The organism is Sphingobacterium paucimobilis HER1398 (assembly GCF_000416985.1).
GTDB classification, from domain to species: domain Bacteria; phylum Bacteroidota; class Bacteroidia; order Sphingobacteriales; family Sphingobacteriaceae; genus Sphingobacterium; species Sphingobacterium paucimobilis.
Map to the genome: position 1 here is coordinate 428,572 of NZ_ATDL01000022.1, position 16,127 is coordinate 444,698.

Here is a 16,127-nt window from a genome sequence, read left to right on the forward strand (position 1 = left end):
ATATATTGCTGATAGCAATAGAATTACATTTTCATTTTTATGGCACAACGCATTATACGCACCAACAAAATAAGAATAGAAGACGTCAGCCTATCTTATTACATCAAAAAGGCAACCGAAAAAGAAAGACATACTATCATCTTTCTACACGGATTTCCATTCAGTAAAAACTCATGGCGCCCGCAACTTGAGGCATTGGAAGACGATATCACAGGTATCGCCATAGACGTTCGGGGACATGGATTATCCACCAGCGGACATGGCTTTTTTAGCATTGATGTATTTGCGAAGGACATTATCGCCTTTATCAATAAACTCGACATTGAAAAAGTAACACTATGTGGAGTATCCATGGGTGGCTACATCGCTTTACGGATATACCAACTGATCCCCGATCGCATAGAGGGCCTTATCCTCTCTGACACACACTCCAGAGCAGACGACAACACAGCTAAACAAAAGCGATTCGACAGCATCCAGGCAATTCTAAGACACGGCAGGAGACCCTTTGCGCTCGGGTTTATCGACAGCCTGTTTGCTCCAAAAACAATCCTTGAAAATCCAGAAGCAGTAGAATTGATAAAAAGTAGTATAAGACGCAACCCTATACGAACCATATGCGCCACAATGCTCGCACTCGCCTCTCGAACGGATACATCAGATTCCCTAGCAAACATAAAAGTCCCAACATTGCTGATCCGAGGCACAGAGGACAAAATAACGGCAAAACTCCTGATGGAAGAGATGCATCAATGTATTCCAGAAGCAAGGTACATCGAAATTGAAGAAGCTGGGCATCTTCCAAACCTGGAACAGCCTTTAGCCTTCAACAAAGAAATAAATGCTTTTTTATTGACGTAGATTAGGATAAATAACATCCTACTACGTCAATAAATCTTTAAGGACAGCTAACCAATGCCCTCTATAGTCAGCGCACCCACCGTAAGGTTATTCCTGGGATCAATCAATATCGCTCGCGCATTAGCAGCTAGCTCATTGTTCAGATCAAACACAACCTCATCGGCAGCTTTTACCAAAATCCGTCCAATATCATTTAGACCTATACCACCGTCATACACCTTATCCTGACTATGAACATCATACCGATATAGAACCTCCAACACCTTAACCTTTGTCACCTGTGTCTGATTTTGCAAAATATACACCTGATTGGTATCCAATGGTCGATTTTCAAACCAACTCACATTTGCTTCAAAACTTCGTTCTGAACGGGACACCTTGGTTGCGCTACTAACAAAGTCTCCTCTTGAGACATCGACATCATCCGTCAGATGCAAAACAACGGATTGTCCATCCACGGCATACAATAGGTCCTTCTGATCAAACTCAATAGCTTGCACCCGACTGCGAACGCCGCTCGGCAGCACCACAACTTCTTCTCCGACCGTCAATCCGTCTCCAATCACACGCCCGGCATATCCCCGATAATCAGGCAAATCTGCACTCTGCGGACGAATCACCCATTGAACAGGAAGACGCCAGGCATTGCTCACCTCCTCTTCCCAGGTTACTGTTTCCAGATACGTTAAAAGCGTAGGCCCCGTATACCACCCCATTCGATCAGAACTGTACACAATATTATCTCCTTTCAATGCAGATACAGGAACAAAATCAACATCTTTAATACCGAGCCTATCTGCCAGTAGCTGATAGTCCGATTTAATGGTTTCAAAAACAGACGCACTATAATCCACCATATCCATCTTATTGACACAAACAAGAACTTTTCGTAACGATAACAACTTCGCAATAAACGAATGTCGTTTAGTCTGCTCTATCACCCCTTTTCGCGCATCAATAAGAACAATGATTAAATCAGAATTCGAAGCTCCTGTCACCATATTACGCGTATACTGTATATGCCCAGGAGCATCGGCAATAATAAACTTACGTGCTTCCGTCTGAAAATACTTATAGGCCACATCAATGGTAATTCCCTGCTCACGCTCCGCCTTTAGACCATCCGTTAATATCGCCAGATCAACCGTACCATCATCATTTTTACGATTAGCCTTTTGAATCGCCTCAAGCTGATCATCCAGTATAGAATTCGTATCATATAGCAACCGGCCTATCAAGGTACTTTTACCATCGTCAACAGAACCTGCTGTAATAAATTTTAATATATTCATTTCTGATTGTCTAACATCTAAATACTATATACCCAATACCATACGCTAAAAATACCCCTGTTTCTTACGTTCCTCCATAGCTGCCTCCGATACCTTATCATCCATCCGAGCCCCCCGTTCACTGACTGTCGACGCTTTTATCTCAGCAATGATATCATCCAACTCCACCGCGTGCGAATCCACAGCCGCCGTACAGGTCATATCACCTACCGTCCGGAAGCGCACAGCCCGACGCTCAACTCGATCATCTGCATCCACCTGTAAACAGTCCGCACTCGCCATCCATTGCCCATTACGCCATACCACATCCCGACTATGGCTAAAGTAAATAGAAGGCAAAGCGATCCCTTCCCGCTTGATATAGTTCCAAACATCAAGCTCCGTCCAATTCGAAATCGGAAATACACGGACGTTCTCTCCTTTATTTATCTTCCCATTAAAAATATTCCACAACTCCGGACGCTGCCGTTTGGGATCCCATTGCCCGAACTCATCACGCACAGAAAAAACACGCTCTTTGGCACGAGCCTTCTCTTCATCCCTACGCGCCCCCCCGATACAAGCATCGAAACCGTATGCAGCTATCGTATCCAACAATGTCACCGTCTGTAAAGCATTGCGGCTGGCATTCTTCCCTGTAGACTCCAGCACCCGCCCCTGATCGATACTTTCCTGTACTGACCCTACAATCAACCGCTCACCAACCTGCTCCACCAACCAGTCGCGGAATACAATCGTCTCTGGGAAATTATGCCCTGTATCAATATGAACAAGCGGAAACGGAAATTTACCTGGCTTAAATGCCTTCTTCGCCAGATGCACCAACGTAATACTGTCTTTACCTCCCGAAAACAACAAAGCTGGATTTTCAAATTGCCCAGCTACCTCCCGAAGAATATAAATAGCCTCTGCTTCTAAATGATCTAAATAATCCATTTATAAATATTTTTATTTTCTTTTATCTTTCACCATGTAAACCACACTCTTTTTTACTCTTGTCTTCCCACCACCATCTGCCTGCACGAAAGTCCTCGCCAGCACCTACAGACCGCGTACAAGGCTGACACCCGATACTTAAAAACCCTTTATCATGAAGCGGATTATAAGGCACATTAAATGCCTTCAAGAATCCCTCTACCTCTGTCAGAGTCCAGTGAAACAAAGGGTGAACCTTAATAATAGCATTACCTTCATCCCACTCCACAATCCCCATATCTTCTCTATTCGAAGATTGCTCTGCCCGAATTCCTGTAATCCAAACATCAAACCCCTTAATAGCACGCCGCAAAGGCTCTATCTTACGGATAAAACAACATTCCTTACGATTTTCTACGCTCTCATAAAAACTTGTTGGCCCCTTATCACTCACCATAACTTCCAAAGTATCGGTCTGAGGGTAGAAAGCCCTAATAGGCATATTGTAGCGCTCTAATGTCCTATTCCAAACGTAATAAGTCTCCGGAAACAAACGACCGGTCTCTAAGGTAAACACCGAAGTATCCCGAGCTTTCGCGGCAAGCATATGGGTCAAAACCTGATCCTCTACCCCGAATGAAGTAGAGAAAACAACTCGATTTCCATACTGCGCCGCCACATACGCAATAATTTCCTCCGCCTGCAAACCATTCAACACACGTTTCAGTTCATCAATCATTTTTGACTCCTTTCCAATAACTCTCGTGTATGGGCATTTAATAACCGTACCTTCTCTCCAAAATCGCCCCGAAGCTGCTCACGCATCTCATACATCAATCCCAAGGTCTCATCAATCTCCTCCGGTAACAATCCTTGTAAAAACTCCTTCAACCGCTTTGCAATAGTCGGCGACTTTCCGTTGGTAGAGATACCAATCTTTAAATCCCCCTTCATCACGACAGATCCCAAATAAAAATCACATAAATCCGGTTTATCGGCCACATTGAGTAATACATTACGCTTCCTTGCCAACCCCTGTATATGTTGATTCAATAGCGTGTTATTACTCGCGACCACAACCAGATCCACCCCATCCAAATCCACATCTTCAAAACTACGTTCGTACAGATCAACATGCTCTTGCCCTTTCACAAATGCTCTAAAATCCCCAGAAACATCCTTAGCAACGACCCGAACCTTCGCTTTGGGACTCTGCTGCAATAACGCGCTTATCTTTTCCAACCCCACCGGGCCAGCTCCAATCAACAGAACCTGTAACTGCTCAAGCTTAAGAAATATAGGAAACAACCTGTTCATCACACCTGTAAATAATGAATCTCGTTCCGTATCCTACTGAACGCTGCATGCTTGCTGACCACCTCTCCAATCACAATAATAGCGGGCACACCAACACCACTGCATTCCACAGCTTCAACAATAGAGCTTATCGTCCCCAACACAACACGTTCAGTAGCCAAAGAGCCATTCTGAATAACAGCAATCGGCAAAGTAGACTTTCCACTGGCCTCATACAAGGAAACAATCTCCCGCAATTTACCATACCCCATCAATACCACTATCGTAGCATCTGTCCCTACTGCCAACTGAAGATCGGAGGACAGGCTTCCGTCAGACTTAGACCCCGTAATTACCCAAAAGCTCTCACTGACGCCTCTATAAGTTAAAGGAATCTTTTGAATCCCTGTCAATCCAATCGCTGAAGATATCCCCGGAATGACTGCAGTAGGAATACCAAAACCATGTACATAGTCCAACTCTTCACCACCACGACCAAATACAAAAGAATCTCCTCCCTTCAACCGAACCACATGCCCATGCGTCAACGCATAATCCACCATCAGTCTATTGATGTAATCCTGTGAAGTGGACAGCCGCTCTGCCCGTTTCCCCACATACACTTTTGTACAGTTAGGTCTAGCATAAGACAATAAAGCATCATTCACCAAAGCATCATAAAGAATAACATCAGCACATGCGATAGCTTTCACTCCTTTCAATGTAATCAAGTCAGGATCGCCCGGACCGGCTCCTACCAATGTTACAAATGGTTGTATTTTATTCATTTTCAAATATCCTTTAAGAATTAACCCTTAGCGCCGACCTACGTTCGGCGGCGTCATAGTAAAAAGCAGTAGCCTGTATCAAATAAGCCTCCGCAAATTCCTTAGAAGGCTCGTATTTATTAATCTGGAGTACGCGTTCCGAAAAAGAAGTCAGAAAACGAAATTCCCCACTCGCGACATACACGTCATCAAACCCATTAATAACTGCAATCTGTGTACTCGCATTGACACCACGATCAAGCAACAAAGCCTTGGCCCCCCAAACAAAGGCACTATAGCTGTGATAAATAGCATCAGCATACTGACCGAGTTCCAAAGCCTGTTTTGCCCAATCAATCTTTTCCTCAGCTTCAAAAAGTAAAGTAGCCACCAGATCAATCACCACCCCAGCACATTCCCCAACACCGATTGCCGTAGCAAAAGTATCCTGATGCCCCCAATCAATAAACTCATCTGCAGTCAATGTCGTCAGATCAGACAACGGCTTCAACAACCGATAGAAATAATCCTTTCCAACACGATCATAATACCCATGAAAATTCTCTTCGACCGATTTATGGATCTTATAATCGGAAAGAACAAGATCAACAACCTGAAGAACACGTTTCGTAGGCACCTTGATGACACGTTCGGCAACGCGTCCTTTACCATCACCAACAGTACCTCCTCCCAACATCACCTGCGCAGCAGGAACCACCTTACCCTCTGCTTTAACTGAGCTTCCATGAAAACCTATATGCGCCAAACCGTGCTGACCACAAGAATTCATACAGCCCGAAATCTTAATCTTCAATCCCTGCTCAAAAACAAAATCTGTATAAAATTCATGAACATACCCCTCCAATACACGGGCCATCTCCGTAGAATTAGATATCCCTAGATTACAAGTATCGGTCCCCGGACAAGTCGTAATATCAGCCGTACTATCAAAACCCGGTTTCGACAAACCTAATTCAACCAATAAATTGAATAAATGCGGAAGAGAAGCCTCACGGACAAACTTAAAAAGCAAATTCTGCCCTTGAGTAATACGGATATCATCTGCCACATGCCCCTGTATACCCGATACCAATCGCCTAGCCTTATCAGTAGATAAATCTCCTGTCTGCACATTTACATACACCCCGTAATAACCTGACTGCTTTTGAGCGAATACATTTGTTTTTTGCCATACCTGAAAAGCTCTTTCGTCGACTACAGGTACCGCATCGATTGCCGTTTCAGGCAGAACAGGCGCTTCCACCAGTCTACGATCGACCACAAAAACAGTATTCCTGTTTGCTATTCGCTCCTCCTCAATAAGACGCAACACCTCCGAAAGTCCAACCTTCTGGACCAAATATTTAAAACGAGCCTTATTCCGATTATTACGCTCCCCATAACGATCGAAAACACGCAACGTAGCCTCTATATATGGAATAACCTGATCCTCTGGAAGAAAATCATAAACTTCCTCCGCAAGAACAGGCTGAGCCCCCAGACCACCTCCCATCAACACCTTGAAACCACGCTCCTCTACCCCATCACTCCATCTTACTTTAGGAATAAAACCAAAGTCATGAATATAAGAAAATGCGGTATCCTTGTCCGAAGACGAAAAGGAGATCTTGAATTTCCGTCCCATTTCAGCGCAGACTGGATTACGAAGAAAATAAGCAAATGTCTGCTGCGCATAAGGAGATACATCAAATGGCTCATCCGGATCTACCCCTGCTGTAGCAGATGCAGTCACATTACGGACCGTATTCCCACAGGCCTCTCTCAAAGTAATATCATCAGCTGCCAATTTAGCCCAGAGCTCAGGAGTCTTTGCCAAACTCACATAGTGAATCTGTATATCCTGACGTGTTGTAAGGTGAAGATTACGACTCGCATATTCATCAGAGATAGCAGCAATCTTCAGCAACTGTCTAAAGGTTACCTTTCCAAAAGGCAATTTAATACGAACCATCTGCACTCCAGGCTGACGCTGACCATACACCCCCCGAGCCAAACGAAGCGACCTAAACTTCTCTTCTGGCAAAGAACCTTCCTGATAAGCCCTAATCTTTTTATCTAGCTCAATAATCTCCTGTGCAACCACAGGATTCTCTAATTCAGTACGAAAACTATGCATATTTTTTACCTAAAAATGTGTCAATCCAAGCTTTATAATTACGGTTCACAAAACAAGAACGCAACAAATGTATAAAACAAAATCAACAATAACTACATAATCTACCAAATTAGTATATATTTGTAAAAAAATATATTTACAACTCTTTTCGATAACGCAAACAAAAGGATGAAACAACTACGTATTAGCATATTAGCATCCATAATAATATCAAGCTGTGCACCAAAAGCACAAAACAGCTATGACCCAAAGACAGGATATTCAGGCAACATATCCCTATCTGGTGCATTCGCGCTATACCCCATTGTGGTTTTATGGAGTGAGGATTTTAAAAAAACACACCCCAATGTCCGTTTCAATATTTCGGCAGGAGGAGCAGGTAAAGGAATAACAGATGTTCTCACAGATATGATGGATATCGGCCTTGTATCCCGAGATTTTCATGAGCAAGAATTAAAAAAAGGAGCATTCCCTATTTTTGTTGCAAAAGACGCTGTGCTAGGAACATTTAATACCAACCACTCCAATGCCACACTCCTAAAAAAGAGGGGACTTACGCAACAGGAACTCGAAGGAATCTTTGTCACACAATCCTATCAGAAATGGAGCGATATTGACCCTAGGTTTACAACCGCTCCCATAATCACCTATGTCCGTTCAGATGCGGCAGGTGCGGCAGAGACATGGGCCAAATACCTAGGCCAAAATCAAGAAGACTTAAAAGGTATTGGTATATATGGTGACCCAGGCTTGGCGCAAGCCATCAAGGAAGAGCCAAATAGTATCGGTTTTAACAACATCAACTATGTCTATGATCTAAACCTAAAAAAAACTGCAGCGCACATAAGTGTCATACCAATCGATAAAAACAAGAATGGAAAAATTGACACAGCGGAAGACTTCTACAACAATCTAGATCAATTGACCGAAGCAGTAGCATCAGGAAAGTACCCTTCCCCTCCCTCCAGGCCCTTGGCATTTGTAGTAAAAAAAGGAAACACTAACGCATTGATACGAGAGTTTATACACTTCGTCCTAAAAAAAGAACAACAAGAGCACCTATTGAGCAACGGATATATTCCACTTACAGACGACCAACTTAAAGTCGAAAGAGAGAAAATAAACACTATTCCTAGCAACTAAAAAGCCGAGCCTCGCTCCGTAAAAAACAAACACATTAAGCAAATGAGACTACGCATTCTAAAAGACCTATGGATACGCCACACATTTCGAATCCTACTCCTCTTGACGCTGTCCATGGTAGTTTTCATAGGCATTGGACTGTTTATTAAATCACTGCCCTTATTAAAAGACCAGAACCTATTCACCATCCTAAGTGGAAGCACCTGGTCTCCACTGAAAGGACAGTTTGGTTTTCTACCCTTTATCACTGGCACAGTATCGGTTACATTGATAGCCCTGGTTATCGCAGCCCCACTATGTCTCCTATCTTCGATTTACCTGGTTGAATATGCATCCGCTCTCTTAAAAAAAACAGTACTCCCTTTAATAAATGTACTGGCAGCTATCCCCCCCGTACTGTATGGCGTGTGGGGAATTCTATTTGTCGTACCCTTGATATCAAACTATATAGGGTCTATTTTTGGGAGCACGAACGCGGGGTACTCTATTCTCTCCGGTGGAATAGTACTCGCTGTTATGATATTTCCGATTATGATCAGCATCATAGTAGAAGTACTACAGACTATACCTCCGGATCTAAAAGCAGCATCACTATCACTCGGCGCTACACGATGGGAAACCATACAAAAAGTCATTTTAAAAAAAGCTCGTCCTGGAATAATCGCTGCTATAGTACTGGCAACATCACGTGCTTTTGGAGAAACAATAGCAGTACTCATGGTCTGCGGCAACATACCCCAAATCCCAAAGTCTCTATTCGATGCCGGATATCCTATCCCCGCACTCATAGCCAACAACTTTGGAGAGATGATGTCCATACCACATTATGATGCCGCATTAATGTTCGCGGCCCTACTATTGCTGACGATCATCTTTCTATTCAATCTTATTTCGCGACTAATACTAAATAAACTGGAGGAAAAAGCATAATGTCAACCATTAAATCAAGACTGCGACGGGAAAAAATCGCAAAAATATTAATGCAACTCGCGGGTATAGGAATTACAGGTTCCCTTTTTCTAATTATAGGGATTATCCTTTTCAAAGGGCTCCCCTACCTCACTTGGGACATGATCAGCCAGACACCTCAAGGCGGTTTCTATATTGGTAAAGAAGGAGGGATACTCAATGCAATTTTGGGTTCCTTTTATCTAGCGGGCCTATCTACAATACTAGCTTGCTTAATAGGGTTACCTATCGCCATCTACCTCAATGCCTACGTCGATCAGACCTCTACCCTGGCCCGGGTATCAAAACTCTTGTTTGATATACTATTTGGCATACCATCAATTGTATATGGAGCCATTGCCTTCAGTATGATGATTACATTAGGAATTCGTGCTTCCCTATTGGGGGGTGTCATTACGATCACACTCCTCACCATCCCTATAGTGGTACGTACGCTGGATGAACTTTTAAAAACCATTCCTTTAGACCTCAAAAACACCGCTACCTCATTGGGGGCTACACGATGGCAGACCGCCCAGATACTATTGAAGTATATCAAACCAGGTCTATTCACAGCCCTTCTACTCGCCTTTGGAAGAGCAATCGGAGATGTAGCAGGGGTATTGCTAACTACAGGGTTCAGCGATAATCTTCCCTTATATCTCGACGAACCAGCAGCAACATTGCCACTAGCCATTTTTTTTCAGCTTAGCAGCCCGATCCCCGAAGTACAGGGAAGAGCTTATGCCTCCGCGCTTATATTAACATTTATCATTCTAATCATTGTCATATGCACACATATACTAGCCTCGCGACAAAAGAAACACAGACTGTAACGCAGATGCAACTGCCACACATACAAATCAAGGATCTGAATGTACACATCGAAGGGAAACACATTCTTAAAAACATAAATTTAGCAATCCCCAATAACTCGATCACATCTATTATAGGACCGTCAGGTTGTGGAAAAACAACATTACTGAAAACACTGAATAGATTGATGGATGACAGCAAAAACGTAAAAATAAATGGCTCCGTACTGGTTAATGGGGAAGACATTTACGCTAAAGACGCCGAAGTCACACACATCAGAAAAAAAATGGGGCTACTCTCCCAACGCCCCTTCCCATTACCTATGTCTATTTTTGAAAATATCACCTATGGACCACGCATACATGGTCAACGGGACAAAACAGTCTTAAAAGAAATTGTAGAAACCCAATTAAAAAACGTGGGACTGTGGGAGGAGGTGAAAGACAGACTCCACCATTCTGCGACGACATTGTCTATAGGGCAGCAGCAACGTCTTTGTCTAGCCCGCGGCCTAGCTGTGCAGCCTGAGATTATACTTGGTGACGAAAGTACGTCGGCCTTGGATCCTATATCTACACAGACTATCGAAAATCTATTGATAGACCTGAAAAGCGAATACACCATCGTATTAGTAACTCATATACTTCGTCAGGCACGAAGAGTCTCTGACTACATCATCTTTGTATACAATGGCGAAATAATAGAGTTTGGAAAAACAGAAGACATTCTCCTGAACCCTCAAAATGAGATCACCAAACAGTATGTCAAGGGATTTATAAGCTAAAAAGGAGCGACCTAGACAGGTCGCTCCTTTTATATATCTTAGCTCTTAAGATAGCAACAGTAATCAATTAAATGACTCCAGCCTTGATAAGCTCCAATTCCATTTCTTTCTGTAACTTTTGTGCCTCTTCTCTAGCCCGCTCCGCAAAGTCCTTACCACTCGAAGCATAGATAATACCGCGGGTACTATTCACCAACAAACCACAATCCTTATTCATCCCATACTGACATACATCCTGAAGCGATCCTCCCTGAGCTCCCACTCCGGGAACAAGTAAAAAATGATCTGGCGCATGCTCACGAATCTTCAAAAAAGCTTCCCCACGCGTAGCTCCCACCACATACATCAGATTCTCTACAGTACCCCAAGTATTGACTTTATCGATTACCTCTTCAAACAACTGCTTACCATCTGTATTGGAAAAATTCTGGAAATCCTTGCTTCCGGAATTGGAAGTCAGCGCAAGCACTATCGCCCATTTCCCTTCAAAATCTAAAAACGGCGTCACAGAATCCTTACCCATATAAGGTGCTATAGTAATCGAATCGAATCCCATCCCCGACACAGCCTCGTCAAAAAAAGCCTGCGCATACATATTAGATGTATTACCGATATCTCCACGTTTGGCATCTGCTATACTAAAACAGCTCTTGGGAATTGCTTGCCATGTTTTTTGCAACGAATGCCAGCCACGAACACCATAACTTTCATAAAACGCAATATTAGGCTTATACGCAACACAGAGATCTTCAGTAGCTTCTATGATAGCTTTATTAAAAGCAAAAATAGGATCCTCTTCATCAAGAAGATGAGCCGGTATCTTAGTAATGTCCGTATCTAAACCAACACAAAGAAAAGATTGCTTCTCTTTAATCTGTTCTATTAACTCCTGTCTATTCATTTAACTTTTATTGATCAATAAGATTCTGCACGAATGCTTCAACCTCTTTAGTCGAGTAATCATACATACCTTCTTCTTTTGCAGCAATCTTCCCATTCTTATCCAATATCACAGTAGTAGGAATGGCTCCTCCCAACCAATTGGAAGGAATTTCACCATTAGGATATACGATAGGTAGTTTCAATTTTTGGTCTGTTAAAAACTTCTCCGTCCCTTCTACATCTCCTTCAATCTCCACAATCAAAAACTCGATGTTATCGTTAGCCTTAAATTTATCATACAATTTCTGGATTGACGGCATTTCTGCTCGACAAGGTGGGCACCATGTCGCCCAAAAATTGATAAACAGCACCTTACCTTTGAGCTGTTCCGTATCATAGACAATATTATCTGCACTAGAGAATGATGCTTTGTCACCGATGAAATCGGGAGCACTCTCCTTATCACCGGCCTGAGCCTCAACAGGCTTTTCCAATTTTGGCTTAAAAAAGCCGATTTTCATCAGCTGCTGCTGTATAAAAATTCGACTCGGTGACCATAGGACCAAGCCCATCAGCACCACGAAAACAATCCAACTGACAATATTTTTAATTTTCTTCTTTTCTGCCATCATTTCCAGAAATTAGGTGTCAAATTTTTCCAATTGCTTAAGTAAAGTAGCAAAATCCTTCGGATACTCCGCATCAAAAGCATAACTCTTTCCATCAATAGTAAAGGCTACACTTTTTGAATGAAGTGCAAAACGCTTCATTATTGGCAATTCCTCCTCATCTTTGGACATCGTAAAACCACGCCTTTTTATCTGCGATAGAAAAACAGGCTTACCCCGATACATCGAATCCCCTACGATAGCAGCATGTTGTGTTGCCAAATGTATACGGATCTGGTGCATCCGCCCTGTAATAGGCCGACATTCCACAAGTGTAAAATGTTTAAAATAACGTATACTGTTAAAAATCGTTTCTGCCTGCTTACCATTTGCCCGATCAATACTCACATTCTTATTTCCCTGGTTCAAGATAGGCAAATCAACGGTAAGGTTATCAAAAGTATGGGTTCCCTGTATAATAGCATGATACACTTTATTCACCCTTCTCTTTTCAAACTCAATAGAAACCAAACGATAAGTCTCTGGATTCTTTGCTATAAGAAGCACTCCAGAAGTATCCTTGTCCAATCGGTGACAAATCTGCGCATCACCATAATAACGTTTTGCTAAACGAAGGATGTTAACTTCTCCCCCCTCACGCTCATCTAAAGAAGCAATAAAAGGGGGTTTATTGATAACAATAAGATTATCATCTTCGTAAATGATAAGATCGTTGAATTTCGGAAATTTAAATAAACGGTTGTCGTTTTGAATCATAGTGCAAAAATATAAAAACTAGGCGACTATTTAGCAACATAAGGTTTTTACATTAATATGCAGACAGCACCTTTATTATTTATAATTTTGCAACAAAACAATTATATCATGTCCGTAAATAAAATCATTAAGCGCGTCACTACTTCTAGCATCAAGGAAATGAAACTTCGTGGCGAAAAAATAAGTATGCTGACTGGCTATGACTATACTATGGCGAGAGCTTTAGATGAATCAGGAGTAGACGTTATTCTAGTAGGCGACTCTGCAGCAAATGTGTTTGCCGGGTACGAAACCACTCTCCCAATTACGCTCGACAATATGATCTATCATACATCAGCGGTAGCTAGAGGATGCCAACGCGCACTCGTTTTAGCTGATCTTCCCTTTGGTGAGTATCAGGGATCGACTGACAAAGCATACGAAGCTGCAGTAAGAATGATGAAAGAATCAGGAGCACATGCACTTAAACTAGAAGGTGGTGAAGAAATAATTGATAACATCAAAAAAATAATAAACGCTGGTATCCCCGTATGTGGTCACCTCGGACTAACACCACAGTCCATCAATAAATTTGGAACATTTGGTGTCCGTGCAAAAGACGAGGCTGAAGCAGAAAAACTAAAAACCGATGCACTCGCTCTACAGGAAGCAGGCTGTTTTGCTATCGTACTAGAGAAAATACCAGCGCAACTGGCAGAAGAGGTTTCAAAATCCTTACACATCCCTACAATAGGTATCGGGGCCGGCAATGGTTGTGATGGACAAGTTTTGGTTGTTAATGATATGCTCGGAATGACCAAAGATTTTAAACCTAAATTTTTACGTCAATACCTCAACCTCTATCAAGAGATTACCAATGCAGCAGCACAATATGTAGCTGATGTCAAGGCGTTAGATTATCCAAATGAGAATGAACAGTATTAACCCATTATATTAAGACCATACTTTGGGAAAAATAATCATCATAGGTATTTTGCTGGCGGTGTTGATATACTTCACACTCCGCCGGCTTAATTTTTTCAACTTCAATAAACCATCGCAGCGAATAAACTCTTCCCGAATTATTGAAGTCACAGCTCCAACACAGCTCCTAAAAAGAGGGTTAAAACGCACCTTATATACGGTAGGTTCTGGATTAGTACTATTGATTCTCATAGTAGCCCTAGCTGCAAAATTCAAGATTGCATTAATTATGCTACCTATAAGCATATACCTAATCGCTCAGTTCTTTGTACTCAATAATCACGTCAAAACAATACGGGACCAACAGATACATTATGACTCAGAAACCCAAGATGTACATATAGAATGGATTAATGGCAAATCTCTCGAATTCAACTTACTAAAAGATGTAACAGAACTAAAAGAAGTTCGTGCCGTACAAAAAAACAATGGTCTACATATGGGTTATTACCAACTTTCAACAAACACCAAGGTAATCTACCTACCATACCTTTTACAGGAAAACCCGGTCAATAAACCGTTTTTCGACAAGTTACAGCTGTTCAATAGGTCAATCGAGACCAAACTATTCCCTATTATCTAGGATCGTCCAATATCCAATCAAAAACACGTCATTGCTGCCGAAAATCCTCTAGAAATCTCTTTGCTACACACCAGCTAAACACTACCTATAACGGATTTGAGCGGACTTTAACGGACTTATGGGGACTTGAGCGGACTTATCATGCCACAATCTTTTAACTAGCTGAAACCAGCGATTTTTCAAACGAAAACCCTAATAAAAAGACGTTCAATCATTTTTGGTACAAACGTTGCTATACTTTTTCTGATTATTAAGTTTAACCCTTATATGAAATACTTACGTAGCATAAGCCGCGCTAACAGTTTTATGGTCTTTACCATTGCGCTTACATTATTTTATTCCTGTGACCGCAAGGCATCACCTCAAACTGTAGATAAGGAAAAATTAAAAATAGATAGTATTGCCCAAGCAAAAAAAGAAGAAGAGGAAAAAGAGAAAATGCGTCCACGGACAGCGGCAGACATCACGCTCACCAAAGAGCTTATATATGACAAATACACACTAGAAGACAAGTACAAATACAAAGATACATTCCGCGTATTCCAGTGGGATAAAATCAAAGAGAAATTGGCCTACATCGAAAACTTCCAACGCGAGCATAACAATTATGCTTTAGTCGCAAACTACAAACATAAAAATGGAGAAGCTCCAACAGTAGCAAATTTCAAGCGAAATGCCTATAAAAGGGTGTCGGACACACTCGGAACGGAACGCTATCAGTCTGCCCCTCTTTATAAAATCGGTGAGACCAAAGTACCAACGATATACGGTCGGGATGGTTCACTGGTCAAATTGCTATCAAGCGACACCTTAAATATGGTTCGTATTAAAGGTCTTACGAACATCGAAGGCGAATGGGATATCCCAAAACGCTATATAAAAGCCATAGGGGACACCGCTTCCTTCAAACATATTGTTGTCGTAGACGTGACCAATCAAAATATATGTGCCTTGGAACATAAAAATGACAGCTGGATCATACGAAGTATGAATCCCTCCACGACAGGCAAACACAATCCGCCCTATGGTATGGAAACACCCGTGGGCATTTATCTACTACAAGAACAAAAACCAAAAATGTTCTATTATGCAGACGGAACGACCAATATAGCAGGCTATGCCCCATGGGCAAGTCGGTTTACCAACGGAGCATATATACATGGTGTCCCCACAAATGACCCCAAAGCGAAGATCATCGAGTACAGCTGGACATTAGGCACAACCCCTCGTTCACATATGTGTGTAAGAAATGCATCATCCCATGCGAAGTTCGTTTATGACTGGATAAAGCCGTTTTCGTCGCTTGTAATTGTCATAGATTAATCCTATCGAAAAGAATTAACATTTCTTAACAT

At 42.1% G+C, this 16,127-nt stretch carries 17 protein-coding genes; 8 read left to right on the forward strand and 9 right to left on the reverse strand.

What is annotated here, in order from left to right; translation table 11 throughout:
- The first annotated feature begins 39 nt into the window (after nt 1–39).
- Entirely contained in the window at nt 40–861 is an 822-nt protein-coding gene (locus M472_RS43520; RefSeq protein WP_021072272.1) for an alpha/beta fold hydrolase, read from the forward strand.
- 47 nt (nt 862–908) lie between these two features.
- Here the strand turns inward: M472_RS43520 and M472_RS43525 are convergent, their stop codons facing one another.
- The 6 genes from M472_RS43525 to M472_RS43550 are packed head-to-tail and all read right to left on the reverse strand — an operon-like array spanning nt 909 to nt 7,268.
- Nucleotides 909–2,153, reverse strand: coding sequence for a sulfate adenylyltransferase subunit 1 (locus M472_RS43525; protein WP_021072273.1), 1,245 nt, complete (start codon nt 2,151–2,153; stop codon nt 909–911).
- A 45-nt stretch (nt 2,154–2,198) separates the two neighbouring features.
- Complete coding sequence (gene cysD / locus M472_RS43530; protein ID WP_021072274.1) at nt 2,199–3,089, reverse strand: sulfate adenylyltransferase subunit CysD; 891 nt, start codon at nt 3,087–3,089, stop codon at nt 2,199–2,201.
- Nucleotides 3,090–3,111: 22 nt separating this feature from the next.
- A complete protein-coding gene (locus M472_RS43535; RefSeq protein WP_021072275.1) occupies nt 3,112–3,807 on the reverse strand; it encodes a phosphoadenylyl-sulfate reductase in 696 nt (231 codons plus the stop codon).
- Nucleotides 3,804–4,385, reverse strand: a complete 582-nt coding sequence (locus M472_RS43540; protein WP_021072276.1) for a precorrin-2 dehydrogenase/sirohydrochlorin ferrochelatase family protein — start codon at nt 4,383–4,385, stop codon at nt 3,804–3,806. The genes M472_RS43535 and M472_RS43540 overlap by 4 nt, the downstream gene beginning before the upstream one ends.
- Nucleotides 4,385–5,152: a uroporphyrinogen-III C-methyltransferase gene (gene cobA, locus M472_RS43545; RefSeq protein ID WP_021072277.1), complete on the reverse strand. Its 768-nt coding sequence runs from the start codon at nt 5,150–5,152 to the stop codon at nt 4,385–4,387. Before cobA ends, M472_RS43540 begins: the two co-directional genes overlap by 1 nt.
- A gap of 13 nt (nt 5,153–5,165) precedes the next feature.
- Nucleotides 5,166–7,268 (reverse strand): HEPN domain-containing protein, encoded by a 2,103-nt coding sequence (locus M472_RS43550; RefSeq protein WP_021072278.1) that lies wholly within the window; start codon nt 7,266–7,268, stop codon nt 5,166–5,168.
- Between the two features lie 168 nt (nt 7,269–7,436).
- Between M472_RS43550 and M472_RS43555 the strand changes: the two genes are divergently transcribed.
- Genes M472_RS43555 through M472_RS43570 form a run of 4 tightly spaced genes read left to right on the forward strand, consistent with a single transcriptional unit; the run spans nt 7,437 to nt 10,959 of the window.
- The gene (locus M472_RS43555) at nt 7,437–8,411 is read left to right on the forward strand and encodes a PstS family phosphate ABC transporter substrate-binding protein (protein WP_021072279.1); all 975 of its coding nucleotides are present in this window, start codon (nt 7,437–7,439) and stop codon (nt 8,409–8,411) included.
- Between the two features lie 42 nt (nt 8,412–8,453).
- A complete protein-coding gene (gene pstC, locus M472_RS43560) occupies nt 8,454–9,341 on the forward strand; it encodes a phosphate ABC transporter permease subunit PstC (RefSeq protein ID WP_022829455.1) in 888 nt (295 codons plus the stop codon).
- Nucleotides 9,341–10,195, forward strand: coding sequence for a PstA family ABC transporter permease (locus M472_RS43565; protein WP_021072281.1), 855 nt, complete (start codon nt 9,341–9,343; stop codon nt 10,193–10,195). Before pstC ends, M472_RS43565 begins: the two co-directional genes overlap by 1 nt.
- Nucleotides 10,150–10,959 carry a phosphate ABC transporter ATP-binding protein gene (locus tag M472_RS43570; protein ID WP_021072282.1) on the forward strand — a complete coding sequence of 270 codons (810 nt, stop codon included), beginning with the start codon at nt 10,150–10,152 and terminating at the stop codon, nt 10,957–10,959. Before M472_RS43565 ends, M472_RS43570 begins: the two co-directional genes overlap by 46 nt.
- A gap of 67 nt (nt 10,960–11,026) precedes the next feature.
- On the opposite strand, the gene pyrF is transcribed toward M472_RS43570, so the two are convergent.
- The 3 genes from pyrF to M472_RS43585 are packed head-to-tail and all read right to left on the reverse strand — an operon-like array spanning nt 11,027 to nt 13,226.
- Nucleotides 11,027–11,860, reverse strand: a complete 834-nt coding sequence (gene pyrF, locus M472_RS43575) for an orotidine-5'-phosphate decarboxylase (RefSeq protein WP_021072283.1) — start codon at nt 11,858–11,860, stop codon at nt 11,027–11,029.
- Between the two features lie 7 nt (nt 11,861–11,867).
- A complete protein-coding gene (locus tag M472_RS43580) occupies nt 11,868–12,473 on the reverse strand; it encodes a TlpA family protein disulfide reductase (RefSeq protein ID WP_021072284.1) in 606 nt (201 codons plus the stop codon).
- Between the two features lie 9 nt (nt 12,474–12,482).
- Nucleotides 12,483–13,226 carry an RluA family pseudouridine synthase gene (locus M472_RS43585; RefSeq protein ID WP_021072285.1) on the reverse strand — a complete coding sequence of 248 codons (744 nt, stop codon included), beginning with the start codon at nt 13,224–13,226 and terminating at the stop codon, nt 12,483–12,485.
- Between the two features lie 108 nt (nt 13,227–13,334).
- On the opposite strand from M472_RS43585, the gene panB reads away from it, so the two are divergent.
- From panB to M472_RS43600, 3 genes are all read left to right on the forward strand, one after another.
- Nucleotides 13,335–14,150 (forward strand): 3-methyl-2-oxobutanoate hydroxymethyltransferase, encoded by an 816-nt coding sequence (gene panB, locus M472_RS43590; protein WP_031302085.1) that lies wholly within the window; start codon nt 13,335–13,337, stop codon nt 14,148–14,150.
- A 22-nt stretch (nt 14,151–14,172) separates the two neighbouring features.
- Entirely contained in the window at nt 14,173–14,772 is a 600-nt protein-coding gene (locus M472_RS43595; RefSeq protein WP_021072287.1) for a hypothetical protein, read from the forward strand.
- Nucleotides 14,773–15,039: 267 nt separating this feature from the next.
- Nucleotides 15,040–16,095 carry a L,D-transpeptidase gene (locus M472_RS43600; RefSeq protein WP_021072288.1) on the forward strand — a complete coding sequence of 352 codons (1,056 nt, stop codon included), beginning with the start codon at nt 15,040–15,042 and terminating at the stop codon, nt 16,093–16,095.
- Nucleotides 16,096–16,127 lie beyond the last annotated feature (32 nt).

Excerpts from the sequence above, each read along its gene's own strand:
- M472_RS43520 (WP_021072272.1), top strand. The coding sequence starts at position 40 with ATGGCACAACGCATTATACGCACCAACAAAATAAGAATAGAAGACGTC.
- M472_RS43525 (WP_021072273.1), bottom strand. The coding sequence starts at position 2,153 with ATGAATATATTAAAATTTATTACAGCAGGTTCTGTTGACGATGGTAAA.
- cysD (WP_021072274.1), bottom strand. The coding sequence starts at position 3,089 with ATGGATTATTTAGATCATTTAGAAGCAGAGGCTATTTATATTCTTCGG.
- M472_RS43535 (WP_021072275.1), bottom strand. The coding sequence starts at position 3,807 with ATGATTGATGAACTGAAACGTGTGTTGAATGGTTTGCAGGCGGAGGAA.
- M472_RS43540 (WP_021072276.1), bottom strand. The coding sequence starts at position 4,385 with ATGAACAGGTTGTTTCCTATATTTCTTAAGCTTGAGCAGTTACAGGTT.
- cobA (WP_021072277.1), bottom strand. The coding sequence starts at position 5,152 with ATGAATAAAATACAACCATTTGTAACATTGGTAGGAGCCGGTCCGGGC.
- M472_RS43550 (WP_021072278.1), bottom strand. The coding sequence starts at position 7,268 with ATGCATAGTTTTCGTACTGAATTAGAGAATCCTGTGGTTGCACAGGAG.
- M472_RS43555 (WP_021072279.1), top strand. The coding sequence starts at position 7,437 with ATGAAACAACTACGTATTAGCATATTAGCATCCATAATAATATCAAGC.
- pstC (WP_022829455.1), top strand. The coding sequence starts at position 8,454 with ATGAGACTACGCATTCTAAAAGACCTATGGATACGCCACACATTTCGA.
- M472_RS43565 (WP_021072281.1), top strand. The coding sequence starts at position 9,341 with ATGTCAACCATTAAATCAAGACTGCGACGGGAAAAAATCGCAAAAATA.
- M472_RS43570 (WP_021072282.1), top strand. The coding sequence starts at position 10,150 with ATGCACACATATACTAGCCTCGCGACAAAAGAAACACAGACTGTAACG.
- pyrF (WP_021072283.1), bottom strand. The coding sequence starts at position 11,860 with ATGAATAGACAGGAGTTAATAGAACAGATTAAAGAGAAGCAATCTTTT.
- M472_RS43580 (WP_021072284.1), bottom strand. The coding sequence starts at position 12,473 with ATGATGGCAGAAAAGAAGAAAATTAAAAATATTGTCAGTTGGATTGTT.
- M472_RS43585 (WP_021072285.1), bottom strand. The coding sequence starts at position 13,226 with ATGATTCAAAACGACAACCGTTTATTTAAATTTCCGAAATTCAACGAT.
- panB (WP_031302085.1), top strand. The coding sequence starts at position 13,335 with ATGTCCGTAAATAAAATCATTAAGCGCGTCACTACTTCTAGCATCAAG.
- M472_RS43600 (WP_021072288.1), top strand. The coding sequence starts at position 15,040 with ATGAAATACTTACGTAGCATAAGCCGCGCTAACAGTTTTATGGTCTTT.